Raw genomic sequence first — 16016 nt, 5'->3', positions numbered from 1 at the left:
CCCGGTATGACGTCACGGAATTTCGCGACGCGCTCGCAGCGGAGTTTGTCGGTGACAGCGGAGTTCATAAGGCCCCTCTCGGATCTCCCAGCTCGGAACAGGGTGCTGTGCAGCGCTGGAAGCGGCCTCGTCCGCCGCTCGAACCTCGGCCACCAGACGGGCCACAGCCAGGGCCCGCTCCTGGTGCCGCTCGCGAAGACCGTGCTCGGCACGCGGACTGTGCCGGACGGCGTGCGAGAACGCGCGTACGGCCCCGAGGTACTGGTCGTCGGGGTGCAGGACCAGTTCCTCGGTGCCGTCCGGCCGCTCCAGGCGGATCACCGGGCGGTGGTCGGCGGGCGGCGCGTAGGCGCGCTCGACCCGGATCCGGCCCGCGCTCCCCCACAGCTCGTACCCCGACCGGTAGGCGTGCTCCATGCCGAACACCACCTGCGCGGTCACCCCGTCCGGTGTGGCCAGCAGGACCGCGCCGCCGGTGTCCACGCCGTGCTCGGGGTGCCGGCGCAGCCGCGCCCCGCAGACGGTGAGTGCGGGGCCGAGGAAGGAGCGGGCGGCGAGCAGCGGATTGACGGCGATGTCCAGCAGGGCGCCGCCGCCCAGGTCCGCGTCGTAGCGGATGTCCCCCGGCGGCGGCGCGGGAATGGCGAACTCCCCTGTGAAGCTGCGTAATGCACCGATGGCGCCGTCCGCGAGCAGGTCCCGGATCCGCCGGTGCAGGCGGTGGTGGGGAAACATGAAGTTCTCGGCGAGCACCAGGCCGCGCGCGGCGGCCAGCTCGAACAGCCGGTGGGTGGAGTCGACGTCGCCGGTCAGCGGCTTCTCGCCGAGGACGTGCTTGCCCGCCAGCAGCGCTCGTTCGATCCACTGGGCGTGCAGGGCCACCGGCAGCGGCACATAGACGGCCTCCACCTCCGGGTCGGCGAGCAGGCGTTCGTAGCCCGTCACGGCCGCACAGCCGTACTGGTCGGCCACCTCGCGGGCTCGGGTGCCGTCCCGGCTGGCCACGGCCACCACCCGGCTGCCGGGGTCCGCCGCGAAAGCGGGCAGCACCCGGCGGCGGGCGATGTCCGCACACCCGAGGACACCGATTCGGACCTGCTCCGAGCCCGCCAAGGGGGACTCCTTCATCACGGGCGCTCGCTCATCCCCAGTACGTCGCGCAGGAAGCGCCCGGTGTGGCCGTGCGGCTGCCCGGCCACCTGCTCGGGGGTGCCCGCGGCGACCAGCGCGCCGCCGCCGTCTCCGCCTTCCGGACCGATGTCCACCACCCAGTCCGCCGTCTTGATCAGGTCGAGGTTGTGCGAGACCGCGAGCACGGTGTGACCCTTGTCCACCAGGCTGTGCAGCACCGCCAGCAGCCGGTCGATGTCGCTGGAGTGCAGGCCGGTCGTCGGCTCGTCCAGCAGGTAGAGGGTGTGCGCGCCCGCCCTGCGCTGCAGCTCGTTGGCGAGCTTGACGCGCTGGGCCTCGCCGCCGGAGAGTGTGGTCGCGGACTGACCGAGGCGCAGGTAGCCCAGGCCGACCTCGTCGAGCACGCGCAGCGGGGCCTCGATCACGGATTCCCCGGCGAAGAACTCCAGCGCCTCCTCGATGGGCATCTCCAGCACCTCGGCGATGTTCTTGCCGCGGTAACGGATCTCCAGCGTCTCCGCGTTGTAGCGGGTGCCGTTGCAGGTCTCGCAGTGCAGGAAGACATCGGGCAGCAGCTGCATCTCGATCTTGATGGAGCCGTCGCCGGTGCAGGTCTCGCAGCGCCCGCCCGCCGAGTTGAAGGAGAACCGGCCCGGCTTGTAGCGGCGCTTCTTCGCCTCCGGGGTCTGGCAGAACACCTTGCGGATGCTGTCGAAGACGCCGGTGTACGTCGCCGGGGTCGACCGGCCCGAACGCCCGATCGGCGCCTGGTCCACCTTGATCACACGGTCGATGAGGCGCAGGCCCTCGATCCGGGTGTGGGCGCCCGGCGCCGGTGCGTCCCCGCCCAGCGCGCCCTCCACCGCCGGGTAGAGGATGTCGTCCACCAGCGTGGACTTGCCGGCCCCTGACACCCCGGTGACCGCGATGAAGGTGCCGAGCGGGAAGGAGACGTCGAACCCGGCGAGGTTGTTCTCCTTCGCGCCGTAGACGGTGATCCGGCGATCGGGCGCCGGAGGCCTTCGGCTCTCGGGCACCGCGATGCCGCGCGTCCCGCTCGTGTAGCCGCCCGTCGGCGAGTTCACGTCGCCGAGCAACTGCTCGACCGGGCCGCTGAACAGCAGTTCGCCGCCGTGCTCGCCGGCGGCGGGACCGAGCTCCACCACCCAGTCCGCGGCCTTGATCATCTGGTGGTCGTGCTCGACGATCAGCACCGTGTTGCCCTGGTCGCGCAGGTCCTGCAGGGTGGCCACCAGCTTCTCGATGTCCCTGGGGTGCAGACCGGTGGTCGGCTCGTCCAGGACGTACAGCAGGCCGAACATGTCGGTGCCGAGCAGGCCGGCCAGCCGGATGCGCTGCGACTCGCCACCGGACAGGGTGCGTGCCGGACGGTCCAGAGTGAGGTACTCCAGCCCCATCCGCGTCAGATGGCCGAGCCGCTGGACGATCTCCTCCAGCGCCTGGCCCACGGCGGCGCGCTCCCGCCCGGACACGTCCAGCTCCTGGAAGAAGCGCAGCGACACGGAGACCGGCAGCGCCGTCACCTCCGCGATGCCGCGCCCGGCCACCCGGACCGCGAGCTGCGCCGGGTTGAGCCTGCCGCCGCCGCACTCGCCGCAGGGGGCCGGCCGCATGTAGTTCTCCAGCTGGCCGAAGTTCTCACCGCCGGACTTGCGGTACCGCTCGTAGAGCCAGGGCACCACCCCGGTGAACACCACGTCCTTGACCGGGTCATTGGGCTTGTCGAACTTCCTGGCCCGGACCTTGATGTCGGTGCCGTGCAGCAGCTTGTGCCGCAGCTCCTCGGAGAGTTCCTCCCAGGGCGTGTTCTCGTCCTCGCCCTCCAGCTGCGCCACCGCCCGGGCCTTCATCCGCTCCGGTTCGGTGAACGTGGGCCGCCAGGGCGTGATCGCGCCCTCCACCAGGGAGCGGCTCGGATCGGCGACCAGGGTCGTGGGGTCCACCTCGAGACGGGTGCCGACGCCCTGGCAGGCGGTGCACTGGCCGAAGGGGAGGTTGAAGGAGAAGGCCCCGTTGGTCATCTCGGGCAGCGCGGTGTCGTGGCCCTGCGGACAGGCGTCCTCGCTCAGCTCGGTCCCGCACACGGTGCAGTGCGGGTGTCCGATCCGCGCGAACACCACCCGCAGCAGGTCGTACACCTCGGTGACCGTGCCCACCGTGGAGCGCGGGCTGCGGGACGCCGAGGAGCGCTGGTCGACCGCGACCGCCGAGCACAGGCCGCCGATGTGGTCCACGTCCGGCTTGTCCATCTGATGCATGAACTGCCGGGCGAAGGTCGACATGCTCTGCAGCTGGCGTCGCTGGCCCTCGGCATAGATGGTCGCGAAGGCCAGGGAGGACTTGCCCGATCCGGAGACGCCGGTGAACACCGTGAGGTTGCGGTGCGGCAGGTCCACGTCGACCCCGCGCAGATTGTGCTCGCGGGCGCCGCGTACCTGAAGTGTCTCCGGCAGCAGGTCTGCGCGGCTGTTCGTGTTGCTCAACGGGCTTCCTTCCCTACCGTCCCGGCCTGGCGCCGGCGAGGTCTTCGATGAGGGGCACCACGGCCGCCGGGGACGGCATGGCGGCCACCTCCGCGCGCAGCGCCTGGGCCTTGACCCGGTACGAGTCGTCCTCGAGCAGGGCCCGGCAGTTCTCCACGACGGCGTCCGGATCGATCGGCTGTTCCACCAGCTGGCGGGCGGAGCCGTACGCGGTGACGCGGCGGGCGCTGTCGTACTGTTCGGCGACGATCGGCTGCGGGACCAGGAGCTGCGGCAGCCCCGCCAGGATCGCCGCCATGGTGGAGCCGCCGCCGCAGTGATGAACCACCAGGTCACAGGAGGGCAGCACCGAGGCCAGCGGCAGGAACCCGGCGGCCAGCACCGCGTCGGGCAGCGGGCCCAGCTCGGGTACGACGTCGTCGGCGACCGCGACGAGCAGCTCCACCCCGAGTGCGGGCAGCGCGTTGACCAGGTCCCTGAGCACGCGGGCGCCGCCGGCCGCCGGGGCCACCGTGCCCAGCGTGAGCAGCAGCCGGGGGCGCGTGCGCTCGTCGAAGACCCAGGACGGCACGGTGGCCGGGGGGTCGTACTGGACGTAGCGCATCGGGACGCCGCGGGCGCCGCCGCTGGGCAGCAGCGAGGCCGGGCAGGGCTCCAGCGCCAGGTCAGGCTCGGGCAGGGCGCCCAGGCCCAGCTCGGCCAGCTCCGGCGTCAGCTCGTCGGCCCCCGACTTGTCCATCTCGCGGAAGTAGCCGAGGCCGACGCCGTGCTCGATCCAGGGGATGCCCTTCACCTGCGCGACGACGCCGGCCGCGTAGGTGTGCGGCTCGGCGAGGATGACGTCGGGCTTCCACTTCTCGGTGACATCGAGGAGGCCGGGCAGGGTGCGCGCCGCGAGCCTGCCGAAGCCGCGGCCGGCCTGCTCCAGCATCTGGGGCTCTTCACGCGCGAAGGCGATGGGGTTTCCCTCCCGGTCGTGGGCCATGACCTCGCGCATGTGCATCGGCCCGTACGTCGGGATGAAGGGCAGCCCGGATCCGTTGGCCATGGGGGCAAGGGTCTCCGGTGCGGCGACCAGCACCTCGTGACCTGCCGCGCGCAGTGCCCAGGCCAGCGGTACGACGGGACAGTAGAGCCCGTAGCTCGGGCCGGTGCTCACAAGAATCCTCATGGTGAACACCCAACCCGCCTCCACTTGAGCCCCACTTGAGCCGCCGCCACCAGCGCCGCTCTAGCCGCCTCTCGTAGCTTCGCGGGCCATGGAGATCGAGGAGATGGCCGTGCGGGACGCCTACCGCATCCGGCCGCGAATCCACAGCGACGAGCGGGGTGCGTTCTTCGAGTCCTTCCGGGACGGGGAGTTCACCCGGGTCACCGGCCATGTGTTCCGGCCGGTGCAGACCAACTTCTCCGTCAACCACCGCGCCGTGCTGCGCGGGATGCACGGGGTGAGTCTGCCGCCGGGCCAGGCCAAGTACGTCACCTGTGTCCGCGGCGCCGTGCTGGACGTCGTGCTGGACGTGCGCGTCGGCTCGCCGACCTTCGGCTCGCACGACGTCAATCTGCTGGAGCCCGGCAAGGGTACAGCCGTGTTCCTGCCCGACGGAATGGCGCACGGCTTCATCTCACTGACCGACGATTCCTGTGTGAGCTACGTGTTCGACACCCCGTACGTCCCGGGCACGCCCTTCGAGATCAACCCGTTCGACCCGGATCTGGGACTGCCCTGGCCCTTGACGGAGGAACCGGTGGTGGCGGAGAAGGACCTCCGGGCACCGGGCCTGTCCCGGGCCGCCGAACTCGGCATCCTGCCCCGCTACGAGGACTGCCTGGCGCACAGCGCGCGGCAGCGCACTGCTTTGCCCTCTGAATTCGTCTCGGAATTCGCCGGAGAAAAGGAGTAGTCATGTCGGTGAACGCCGCGGAATCCACGAGCGAGCGATCGACCTTTCCCTACAAGCGCAAGTGCCCCTTCTCCATGCCCCAGGAGTACGGGCCCATGATGGAGAAGGGGTCGGTGACCAAAGTCAGCCTCATCACCGGCCTGGAGGTCTGGGCGGTCACCGACTACCACCTGATCCGCCAGTTGCTGACCGACCCTCGGATCAGTTCCTCGCGCAAGCACGAGAACTTTCCCTTCTACTTCGAGGCCCCGCCGGAGTTCCGCACCGAGACCTCCTTCATCGGGTACGACGCTCCCGAGCACACCACCACCCGCCGCAAGGCCGCCGTCACCTTCACCAACCGCCGGGTGCAGCAGCTGCGCGAGAAGATCGCCGAGAACGTGGACCTCCGCCTCGACGCCCTGGAGGCCGCGGGCTCGCCGGCCGACCTGCACGAGCTGGTCTCGCTCCCGGTACCGATGTCGATGATCTGCGAGCTGCTCGGAGTGCCGTACGAGGACCACGAGTTCTTCGCCGCGCACGGCACCAACCTGCTCGGCGGCCACAGCAGCCCCGAACAGCGCCAGGCCGCGATGGTGGAGGTGGGCAGGTACCTGGAGAAGCTGGTCGGTCTCAAGGAGCGCGAGCCCGGCGACGACCTGCTCAGCCGGGCGATCGTCGCCTACCGGGAGTCCGGCGAGGAGTACACGACGCGTGACCTGGTCAACCTGTGCCGGCTGCTGATGAACGGCGGGCACGAGACCACCGCCAACATGATCTCCCTGTGCACCATGGCCCTGCTGCGCAACCCGGACCAGCTGGAGCAGCTCAAGGCCGACCCGGCGCTGATCGGCCCGGCCATCGAGGAACTCGTCCGCTACATCACCATCGGCGACCTGGCCATCCCCCGGGTCGCCCTGGACGACATCGAGCTCGACGGCGTGACCATCAAGAAGGGCGACGGCATCCTGTGCCTGTCCCTGCCCGCCAACCGCGACGCCACCGTCTTCGAGCGGCCGGACGAACTGATCCTGTCCCGCGGCAACCGGCGCCACCTCGGTTTCGGGCACGGCGCGCACTACTGCATCGGCGCGGACCTGGCCCGGGTGGAGCTGGAGATCGCCCTCACCAAGATCTTCGCGCGCTTCCCGAACCTCCAGCTGGCGGTGCCCTTCGAGGACATCCGCACCAAGGAGGGCTCCGTCGTCTACGGTGTGTGGTCGCTGCCGGTCAAGTGGTGAACACAGCTTGAGGGAGGGGGTGCCCCGCACTCCCTCCCTCTGTTGTGCGCTGTTCGGTTGTCGAGTGCGCGCGGCGGCCGGAGCCGGCGCGCGCGCTCAGTAGTTGCCCAGGCCGCCGCAGACGTTGATCGCCTGCGCCGTGATGGACGCCGCCGTGTCGGTCACCAGGTAGGAGACCAGGCCGGCGACCTCCTCCGGGGTCGAGTAACGGCCCAGCGGTATCTTCGCGTTGAACTTCTCCAGGACGTCCTGTTCGGAGACGCCCCAGAAGTCCGCGTACCCGGACCGGACCCGCTCGGCCATCGGTGTCTCGACGTATCCGGGACACACCGCGTTGACGGTGATGCCCGTCTTCGCCAGTTCGAGACCGACGGCCTTGGTGAAGCCGACCACCCCGTGCTTGGACGCCGAGTAGGGCGACGCGTAGATGACCCCCTGCTTGCCTCCGGTGGAGGCGATGCTGACGATCCGCCCGTAGCCGTTCTCGCCCATCCGGCCGGACGCCAGCACCTCTCTGGTCACGCGGAAGACACCGTTGAGGTTGGTGTCGATCACGTCGAGCCAGAGCGGCTCCTCGAGCTTCGCGATCTCCCCGCCGCCGCCCCGGCCGGCGTTGTTGACCAGAATGTCGATCCGGCCGAAGCGCTCCACGGCCGCCGCGACGGCGGTGTGCACATCGTCGGTGGAGGTCACGTCGCACGGCCCGCCGGCCACCTCCAGCCCCTCCGAAACGAGCTTCGCCACCGTCTCGGCCAGCTTGTCGGCGTCCCGGGCGCACCCGTACACCGCTATCCCCTGCTCCGCGAGGGTCCGGGTCACCGCGAGTCCGATGCCACTGCTGGCTCCGGTGACGAAAGCCACCCGCCTGTCACTCATCCGGGTTGTCCCCTCCCTTCCCGTCCGGGCCCCTCACGCGGCGAACTTGGCGTTCACGAAGTCCGTCAGCGCTTGCGGCGTGCTCAGGTGCTCGATGTCGTCGGTGATGTCGACCCCGTACTCCCGCTTGATCAGGGCCGCGGTCTCCAGCAGGGCCAGCGAGTCGTAGCCGAGTTCGCTGAACGTGGTCTCGCCGATTTCGCCGGCGAGCTGCTCGGACTCGTCCTCGCCCGCGCTGATCCGCAGAATGTCCTTGAGCCGGTCGATCGTCAGTTCCGCCATGTCCATCTCCCGTGTCGGAGGGTTGTCCGTGCCCAGGGAATCTCTTCCGGACGACTCGGATCGCGCTCGTGGACGCCTGGAAAACCGACTTCCCGAGCAATGCTCCAGTAGCACTGCCGCGGAATTCAAGCGGCCCCGTCCAGCGTGAGCGGACCAACGAATCCCAGCCAGCGAGGGTGTGTCGGGTGTGATAAGTCTGAAGCCACGGGAGGACATCGATCTTCCCAGCCGACTTGCCGATTCCGCCAAGCGGACGGTGGGCGTTCAGATGCGCATGGACGAGTTCGACGCGTGGCTGGCCGAACGGGCGGCTGCGCATGATTTCACGGTCGATCGTATTCCTTTCGCCGGGCTGCGCGGCTGGCACTTCGAGAACGACATCGGAAACCTGGTGCACGACAGCGGCCGCTTCTTCTCCGTGGAGGGCCTCTGTCTGAGCACCCCCGGATCCGCCGACCAGTTCCAGCCGATCATCAACCAACCGGAGGTCGGCATACTCGGGATTCTCGTCAAGGAGTTCGACGGGATCCTGCATTTCCTGATGCAGGCCAAGATGGAGCCGGGCAACCCGGTGCCGCTGATGCTCTCGCCGACCGTCCAGGCGACCCGGAGCAACTACACCCAGGTCCACCGGGGTTCCCGGGTCAAGTACCTGGAGTACTTCACGGGGCAGCGTCCGGCGCGGGTGATGGCCGACGTGCTGCAGTCCGAGCACGGCGACTGGTTCTACCGCAAACGGAACCGGAACATGCTCGTCGAAGCGGACGCCGACGACGTCGTACCGCTGACCGACGACTTCTGCTGGCTGACCCTCGGGCAGATCAACGCCTTGCTGGCCAGGGACAACGTGATCAACATGGACTCGCGCACGGTGCTGTCGTGCCTGCCCCTGGCGGGACCCGGCGCCGGGGCCGACGACCGGTTCGGCCGGTCGCTGACCGCCTCGCGCGACCCCGGCGCCGGCGCGGTGTCGACCATGACCGAGCTGTTGAGCTGGTTCACCGGGCAGCGCACCGAATGCCGGCTCGACGCCGGCCGGCTGCCGCTGGGCGCACTGCCGGGCTGGCACCGCGACGACAAGGAGATCAGCCGGGACGACGGCCGTCGCTTCCGGGTGGTCGCCGTCGACGTGCGGGCCGACAACCGGGAGGTCGCCAGCTGGTCCCAGCCCCTCATCGAGCCCGTCGGCACGGGTCTGTCGGCCTTCCTGGTCCGGGAGTTCGACGGGGTGCTCCATGTGCTCGTGCGCGCCAGGGCCGAGGGCGGCTTCCTGGACGGCGTCGAACTGGGCCCGACGGTCCAGTGCATGTCCGCCTCCGAACTGGAGGAGGAGACCTCGCCGTTCCTCGGCCTGATCCCCGCCCCGGGCTCCCCGCGGATCCGCTACGAGGCGGTCCATGCCGAGGAGGGCGGCCGGTTCCTGAACGCGGTCAGCCGGTACGTCATCGCGGAAGCGGACGGACCGGAACCCGGCGCGCTGCCACCGGACCACGCCTGGGTGACCGTGGGCCAGCTCACCGCTCTGCTCCGGCACAGCCAATACGTCGATGTGCAGGCACGCACCCTCGTGGCCTGCCTGAACTCCCTCGGCTAGGCAGGGCACGGGGGAAAGGAGCGGAAGATGGCACTGCGGCGCCCTCGTCCCGTCGTCGCGGTCATGTGGACGGTGGACGGCAGCCTCGTGCGCTGCGCCGCCGGCCTGGCCGAGGAACACGGAGGCGATCTCGTCGTCGTCCTGGTCGTACGACGGCCCTGGACCCTGCTGCTCGACTGCTCCCTGGCCGCCGCGTTCGACTCCACGGATCTCGAACTGGAGTCCCTGCTCAAGATCGGGGCGTGCCTGGAGGGCACGGCTGTGCGGTGGACCCTGCACACGGCCTACAGTGACACCGGCAGATCCGTCGCCGGCCTGATCCGCAGGAGCCGGCCCGGCTGGCTCGTACTGGGCCGCCGCCGCTGGCGGCACACCGCCAGGATGGTGGGCTCTCCCGCCCTCCCCGAGGGCACCAAGGTACTGATCGTCTGATCCGCTCTCGTCCCGGGTATGAAAATCCCATACCCGGGTCCTGTGAACCTCACGCTTATTGGTGATCGCGGCAGTTCCGAGCCACAAAGAGCTTGTGCATTCTTCAAAGGGAACCGCAGAGGCTGAAAAGAAGCGTCACACAGAGGGGGATAAGTTGCTGGAAATAAACGTGCTCGGGCCCATGGAGGCCACGGGGGCGGGCCGGTGCATCGCGCCGACGGCGGCGAAACCACGCCAGGTCCTCGCACTGCTGGCGCTGCGGGCCGGTGAGGTCGTGTCGGTGTCCACCCTGGTCGAGGAGATCTGGGGTGAGAAACCACCGCGGAGCGCACTGACGACCTTGCAGACCTACATCCTGCAACTGCGCAGACTGATCGGCCACGTCGTGCTGTCGGGCTCGGCGAAGGACGTCCTGCTGACCCGCTACAACGGCTACCTGTTCAGCCCCGAGGATGTGATGGTGGACGCCCAGCTCTACGACGGGCTCGTCGACGAGGCCAACCAGGCGTCGGAGAACGGCGACCACGTGGAGGCGTACCGGCTGGCCCGGCAGGCGCTCGACCTGTGGTCCGGGGACGCCCTGGTCGACGTACTGCGGGGGGTCCATCTCAGCATCGAGGCCACGCGTCTGGAGCAGAGCCGGCTGGGCCTGCTCGAGACCCGTATCGACGCCGAACTGCATCTGGGCAGGCACCACATGCTGCTCGGCGAGCTGGCGGTGCTGGTCGCCCGCAATCCGCTGCACGAGAACTTCTGCGCCAAGCTGATGGTGGCCCTCTACCGCTCGGGGCAGCGCTGGCGCGCACTGGAGGTCTACCAGCGCGTGCGGACCGAGCTCGCCGACGAACTCGGGCTGGAGCCGTCGGCGCGACTGCAGCAGTTGCAGCACGCGATCCTGTCCGCGGATCCCGCGCTCGACTTCGTCGCCCCGACCGTCCTGTTCACACAGCCGACATGACCGGGTGCGGGAACGGCGACCACGCCGTTCCCGCACGCGGCTGCTCATTCGGCGTCGGCGGCCCGCACGCTCAGACGTGCCTCGAACAGCTCCGGGCTCGACACGGCGAGCGCCCGCAGCGCCGCGCTGTGCGGCTGGAACTCCGGCTGTGCGACCGCCGCCCGCAGGCTGGCGTTGTCCGTCCAGCGTGCGATGTTCACGTACGCCGTCGGCTCGTCGAGCCGGCGGTGCAGCGTGTGCTCGATGAAGCCCGGCTGTGCCGCGAAGAAGGCCGAGGTCGCGGCGAAGATCGCCTCGAACTCCTCGGTCGATCCTGTCACCTGGAACTTGTTCACGAGCGTCACGGGGGCCGCGGGGGCCGCGCTCGCCGCCGCACTGACCCGGGCCACGACCTGCTCGTAGCGGGCCAGCGTCTCCCCGGGGCTCGGGCCGTCGAGCGCCGCGTGGATGAGGGGCGCGATCTCGCCGTGCCGGTGCAGACCGCTGTGCGTGAGGGCCACGGTTGTCCTCCCGGGGCCCAGCGCCTCGAAGTCGACCTCGATGAAGCTCGCCTTCTCGTCGTCGAAGATCGGCTGCCAGTGGGGGCCGACACGCCAGGTCAGCACGATCCGCTTGGGGGGGTTCCACTCCACCACCGTGCCCCAGGCGATCTCGGTTCCGTCGGCTCCGACCTCGTAGTAGCGGCCGCCCTCGAAGGGTTCGATGGTGAGCGACACCCGGTTCTCGACGAAGACGTGCTTCTCGGGGAACCATTCGAGCGGACGCTCGGCGAAGATGGCGAAGGCCCGGTCCGCGGGCACGTCCACCGTCACCGTCTTGCGCACATCGGGGACCTTCTGCGCCTCGGTCATGGATGCTCCTTGGGCGTTGGGATCATGTCCCCACACTGGGCGACACGTCTTGAACCTGGACTGAACACGGATCGAACGCGACGGCCGGCTCGGGCGGACCGGGGACCGTCCTCGTGTCGATCGGGGGTATAGGGGTTCTCGAGGGGCCGGGGCGACCGTGGGCCGCATGCGTATCCTGGTCACCGGCGCGGCCGGCTTCATCGGTTCCCACTATGTGCGGGCGATGCTGAACGGTGAGTACGCCGGACACGAACGTACTGAGATCACCGTCCTCGACAAACTCACCTACGCCGGCAACCGGGCGAACCTCCCCGCCGAGCACCCGCGCCTGGACTTCGTCCACGGCGACATCTGCGACCGGGAGCTGCTGCTCGAACTCGTCCCCGGGCACGACGCCGTCGTCCACTTCGCCGCGGAATCGCACGTCGACCGCTCCCTGGTGCGCGCGGCCGACTTCGTGAGCACCAACTGCGTCGGCACACACAACGTCATGGAGGCGAGCCTCGCCGCCGGTGTGTCCCGCGTGGTCCACGTGTCCACGGACGAGGTGTACGGCTCCATCGCGGAAGGCCGATGGACGGAGGAGTGGCCGCTCGCACCCAACTCGCCCTACGCGGCGTCGAAGGCGGCAAGCGACCTGATCGCCCTCTCCTACGCCCGCACCCACGGCCTCGACGTGTCCCTCACCCGCTGCTCCAACAACTACGGCCCGCACCAGCACGTCGAGAAACTCATCCCCCTGTTCACCACCAACCTGCTCGACGGCGTCCCCGTTCCGCTCTACGGCGACGGCTCCAACGTCCGCGAGTGGCTGCACGTCTCCGACCACTGCCGTGCCGTACAGCTGGTGCTGACGGGCGGCCGTCCCGGCGAGGTCTACAACATCGGCGGCGGCACCGAGCGCACCAACCGGGAGATCACCGACCTGCTCCTCCGCCTGTGCGAGGCCGACCCGTCCCTCGTCGACCGCGCGCCCGATCGCAAGGGCCACGACCTGCGCTACGCCCTGGACGACTCCAAGATCCGCACCGAGCTCGGCTACGCCCCCGAGGTCCCCTTCGAGGAGGGCCTGGCGGCGACGGTCGCCTGGTACGCGGACAACCCGTCCTGGTGGCAGCCGCTGAAGAACTCCCTGGTGGGATAGTTGACGCCATGACAGCTCCAGCTTCACCGTCGTCGGGCATGCGGGATTTCACGGCTCGCCGGACGAGGCGGGCATGGTCGAGGTCGGCTGTTCCGTGGCCCCCGAGTTCCGGCGGCAGGGCTATGCCCGCGCCATGCTGACCGAACTGCTGCGTCGGGCCGCCGCCGAACCGGCGGTGCGTACCGTCCGGGCGACGATCAGCCCCGACAACGAGGCGTCGCTCGCGACGCTTCGCGGGTTCGGCTTCACCCGGGTCGGGGAGCAGTGGGACGAGGAGGACGGCCTCGAACTCGTCTTCGAGCTCCCGGCGGGTGAGCCGCCGCGCGGGTGACGCACGGCCCCGGCCGACCGCGTACGGGTTGACGTACTCCCCCTGGACGGACACCTCGGCGAGTTGCGGCGGGAGCGTTCCGCCGACGGCGATCTCCGCGCACAAGGCGAGCACCGGCTCCCCGAATGCCTCGCGTACCCAGTCGTCGTTGTAGATGGTGTCGAGGTACTTCTCCCCGCCGTCGGGGGAGATGGCGACGGCGGGGCCCGGCCTCCCGGGGTTGCGGAGCGCCAGGGCCTTGAGCCGAGCCTGGAACTCGCAGGCGCCTGGGCTTCCGCGTGTGCCAGAAGACGCCGCCGACGTGGCCGCCGGTGGCGACGGTCACCCAACGGCGCTGGATGACGGGGACGTTCGCCAGGTCGGCGAACTCCTCGGCGGCGGTGCTCGTGGTCGCGGGCATGAGGGCTCCCGGGTGTCGCGTCGACTCACGCGCGGGGAGCGGTTCGCCCGCAGGCGCAGCTCACCCTCGCCCTCGGGGGGCGAACCCCGCGACGGTTCGGGCGAGGGTGGTCTTTCCGCTGCCCGACTCCCCCACGAGGCCGAGGGCTTCGCTCTCGCGGTCGTCAGATCGACGTGGTCGACGGCGACGGTCGGTCCGAACCGTAGGACCGGTTCCCGGACTTCGACGACGCGCTCGGCCGTCTCGGCGCGTGCCAAGCCGCTCCCGCGCAGGACCTCGGCCGGCTGCCTGCCGACCCGCATCGTCGGATCCAGCGAGCCGGCCGCTCCGACCGCCAGGCATCAAGGGTGGACTTCCGGCCAGATCGAGGGTTTTCCCTGTACCCCTTTGACTGTCGCTTTGCTTATCGTTCCTGCACAGCTGACCCACAGGTAACCCCGGCTGGGTCCGCACCCGCGCACGGTCGGCCATCTGCACCGCTTTCGGTTTCACACCCCTCCGCTTCGACGTCGAAGCGCCTCCCCACCGCCGCTCCGGCCTGCCCGGAGTCGGTCGCGAAAGGCATACCCTTGCGTACAGTTCCCGCCACCGGACGGAAGCTGATATCCGTCGCCGCGGTCTCCGCGGCCCTGCTCACGGCCGCCACGACCACGGTCGCCGCCGCTCAGGACGGCGCCACCGGCGAGGCCGCGGTCCCCGCCGCCCAGGCCGAGGCCGCCCCCGGCACCCCGGCCGAGCGCCTCATCGTCGGTTACAAGTCGGGCGCCACCGAGGCCACTTCCAACAAGGCCGCCGAGGCCGACGCCGTCGCCAAGGGCAAGGAGGCCGGCGAGGACGTCGACTTCCAGCGCCGCCTCGGCACCGGCGCCGCCCTCGTCGACCTCGGCGACAACGCCACCACGGCCGACGTCGCGGACGTCGTCGCCGAGTACCGGGCCGACCCGCAGGTCGCCTACGTCGTACCGGACCGGCTCAACAAGCCGATGGCCACGCCGAACGACACCGAGTACGGCAAGCAGTGGGACCTGTCCGAGGACACCGCCGGTATGCGCGTGCCGGGCGCCTGGGACGTGTCCACCGGGTCCGGCGTCACCGTCGCCGTCATCGACACCGGGTACGTGGCGCACTCCGACCTGGCGGCGAACATCGTCGGTGGCTACGACTTCATCTCCGACACCGCCGTCTCCGTCGACGGCGACGGCCGCGACAGCAACCCGGCCGACCCGGGCGACTGGTACGCCGCGGGCGACTGTGGCACCGGCGTCCCGGCCGGCAACTCCTCGTGGCACGGCACGCACGTCGCCGGCACCATCGCCGCCGTCACCAACAACGGCAAGGGCGTCGCCGGTATCGCATACGGCGCGAAGGTCTCCCCGCTCCGCGTGCTGGGCAAGTGCGGCGGCTACGACTCCGACATCATCGACGCCATCACCTGGGCGTCCGGCGGCACCGTCTCCGGTGTGCCCGCCAACGCCAACGTCGCCAAGGTCATCAACATGAGCCTCGGCGGTGACGGCGCCTGCACCTCGGCCACCCAGACCGCCATCAACGCGGCCGTGAACCGGGGCACGACGGTCGTCGTGGCCGCGGGCAACGAGAACGACAACGTGGCGAACCACTCCCCGGGCAACTGCAACAACGTCGTCTCGGTCGCCGCGACCAACCGCTCCGGCGCCAAGGCCTCCTACTCCAACTACGGCTCCCTCGTGGACATCTCGGCGCCCGGCGGCCAGACCAGCACCGGCACCGCGAACGGCATCCTGTCCACGCTCAACTCCGGCACCAAGACGCCGTCGACCGAGTCGTACGCCTACTACCAGGGCACCAGCATGGCCACCCCGCACATCGCGGGCCTCGTCGCGCTGATGAAGTCGGCCAACCCCGCACTGACCCCGGCCCAGGTCGAGTCGGCCATCAAGGCCAACGCCCGTCCGCTGCCGGGCAGTTGCTCGGGCGGCTGCGGTGCGGGCCTGGCCGACGCGGCCAAGACGGTGCAGGCGGTGAGCGGCTCCGGCGGCTCGACGGGGGGCACCACCTTCACCAGCACCCCGTCCGTCGCCATCCCCGACGCGGGCTCGGCGATCGAGTCCCCCATCGGCGTCAGCGGGCTGACGGGCAACGCCCCCTCGACCCTGAAGGTGGCGGTCGACATCACGCACACCTACCGCGGTGACCTGGTCATCGACCTGGTCGCGCCGGACGGTTCGGTCTACCGGCTGAAGTCGTCCAGCAGCTCGGACTCCGCCGACGACGTCAGGACCACGTACACGGTGGACGCCTCCGGCGAGACCGCGAACGGCACCTGGAAGCTGCGGGTGCAGGACCTGTACGCGCAGGACACAGGCACGCTCAACAGCTGGGCGCTGACCTTCTGACGGCAGATCGGGAG

Annotated in this window: 13 protein-coding genes and 1 pseudogene; 8 read left to right on the top strand and 6 right to left on the bottom strand. The window is 70.0% G+C overall.

Translation table 11 applies throughout. The features are described 5' to 3' along the window. Window positions 1–12: 12 nt before the first annotated feature. The 3 genes from ABZ937_RS19565 to ABZ937_RS19555 are packed head-to-tail and all read right to left on the bottom strand — an operon-like array spanning window position 13 to window position 4806. Complete coding sequence (locus tag ABZ937_RS19565; RefSeq protein WP_361693389.1) at window positions 13–1113, bottom strand: Gfo/Idh/MocA family oxidoreductase; 1101 nt, start codon at window positions 1111–1113, stop codon at window positions 13–15. Window positions 1114–1127: 14 nt separating this feature from the next. Further along, a complete protein-coding gene (uvrA, locus tag ABZ937_RS19560) occupies window positions 1128–3635 on the bottom strand; it encodes an excinuclease ABC subunit UvrA (protein WP_361693387.1) in 2508 nt (835 codons plus the stop codon). 13 nt (window positions 3636–3648) lie between these two features. Continuing rightward, the gene (locus tag ABZ937_RS19555) at window positions 3649–4806 is read right to left on the bottom strand and encodes a nucleotide disphospho-sugar-binding domain-containing protein (RefSeq protein WP_361693385.1); all 1158 of its coding nucleotides are present in this window, start codon (window positions 4804–4806) and stop codon (window positions 3649–3651) included. An 88-nt stretch (window positions 4807–4894) separates the two neighbouring features. On the opposite strand from ABZ937_RS19555, the gene rfbC reads away from it, so the two are divergent. Next, window positions 4895–5539, top strand: a complete 645-nt coding sequence (rfbC, locus tag ABZ937_RS19550) for a dTDP-4-dehydrorhamnose 3,5-epimerase (protein WP_361693383.1) — start codon at window positions 4895–4897, stop codon at window positions 5537–5539. Between the two features lie 2 nt (window positions 5540–5541). After that, on the top strand, window positions 5542–6759 hold the full coding sequence (locus tag ABZ937_RS19545; RefSeq protein WP_361693381.1) for a cytochrome P450: 1218 nt from the start codon (window positions 5542–5544) through the stop codon (window positions 6757–6759). Between the two features lie 96 nt (window positions 6760–6855). Here the strand turns inward: ABZ937_RS19545 and ABZ937_RS19540 are convergent, their stop codons facing one another. Beyond that, the gene (locus ABZ937_RS19540; protein ID WP_361693379.1) at window positions 6856–7635 is read right to left on the bottom strand and encodes an SDR family NAD(P)-dependent oxidoreductase; all 780 of its coding nucleotides are present in this window, start codon (window positions 7633–7635) and stop codon (window positions 6856–6858) included. Window positions 7636–7668: 33 nt separating this feature from the next. Continuing rightward, complete coding sequence (locus ABZ937_RS19535) at window positions 7669–7917, bottom strand: acyl carrier protein (protein ID WP_361693377.1); 249 nt, start codon at window positions 7915–7917, stop codon at window positions 7669–7671. Between the two features lie 268 nt (window positions 7918–8185). Between ABZ937_RS19535 and ABZ937_RS19530 the strand changes: the two genes are divergently transcribed. The 3 genes from ABZ937_RS19530 (at window position 8186) to ABZ937_RS19520 (ending at window position 10901) form a co-directional block, all read left to right on the top strand. Beyond that, window positions 8186–9511, top strand: coding sequence for an NDP-hexose 2,3-dehydratase family protein (locus ABZ937_RS19530; RefSeq protein ID WP_361693375.1), 1326 nt, complete (start codon window positions 8186–8188; stop codon window positions 9509–9511). A gap of 27 nt (window positions 9512–9538) precedes the next feature. After that, window positions 9539–9943: a hypothetical protein gene (locus ABZ937_RS19525; protein WP_361693373.1), complete on the top strand. Its 405-nt coding sequence runs from the start codon at window positions 9539–9541 to the stop codon at window positions 9941–9943. A gap of 154 nt (window positions 9944–10097) precedes the next feature. Further along, a complete protein-coding gene (locus ABZ937_RS19520) occupies window positions 10098–10901 on the top strand; it encodes an AfsR/SARP family transcriptional regulator (RefSeq protein ID WP_361693371.1) in 804 nt (267 codons plus the stop codon). Between the two features lie 44 nt (window positions 10902–10945). Here the strand turns inward: ABZ937_RS19520 and ABZ937_RS19515 are convergent, their stop codons facing one another. Beyond that, entirely contained in the window at window positions 10946–11752 is an 807-nt protein-coding gene (locus tag ABZ937_RS19515; protein ID WP_361693369.1) for an antibiotic biosynthesis monooxygenase, read from the bottom strand. Between the two features lie 166 nt (window positions 11753–11918). On the opposite strand from ABZ937_RS19515, the gene rfbB reads away from it, so the two are divergent. From rfbB to ABZ937_RS19500, 3 genes and pseudogenes are all read left to right on the top strand, one after another. After that, the gene (gene rfbB / locus ABZ937_RS19510) at window positions 11919–12896 is read left to right on the top strand and encodes a dTDP-glucose 4,6-dehydratase (protein ID WP_361693367.1); all 978 of its coding nucleotides are present in this window, start codon (window positions 11919–11921) and stop codon (window positions 12894–12896) included. Between the two features lie 28 nt (window positions 12897–12924). Next, window positions 12925–13227: pseudogene (locus tag ABZ937_RS19505) on the top strand (GNAT family protein); the annotation flags it as partial. Between the two features lie 969 nt (window positions 13228–14196). Continuing rightward, on the top strand, window positions 14197–16002 hold the full coding sequence (locus ABZ937_RS19500) for a S8 family serine peptidase (protein ID WP_361693365.1): 1806 nt from the start codon (window positions 14197–14199) through the stop codon (window positions 16000–16002). Window positions 16003–16016: the final 14 nt, after the last annotated feature.

The sequence above is a fragment of the Streptomyces sp. NPDC046727 genome (assembly GCF_040645635.1).
Classification (GTDB): Bacteria; Actinomycetota; Actinomycetes; order Streptomycetales; family Streptomycetaceae; genus Streptomyces.
Note: the sequence above shows the minus strand (reverse complement) of the source record. Positions and strands in the feature narration are given on the sequence as shown.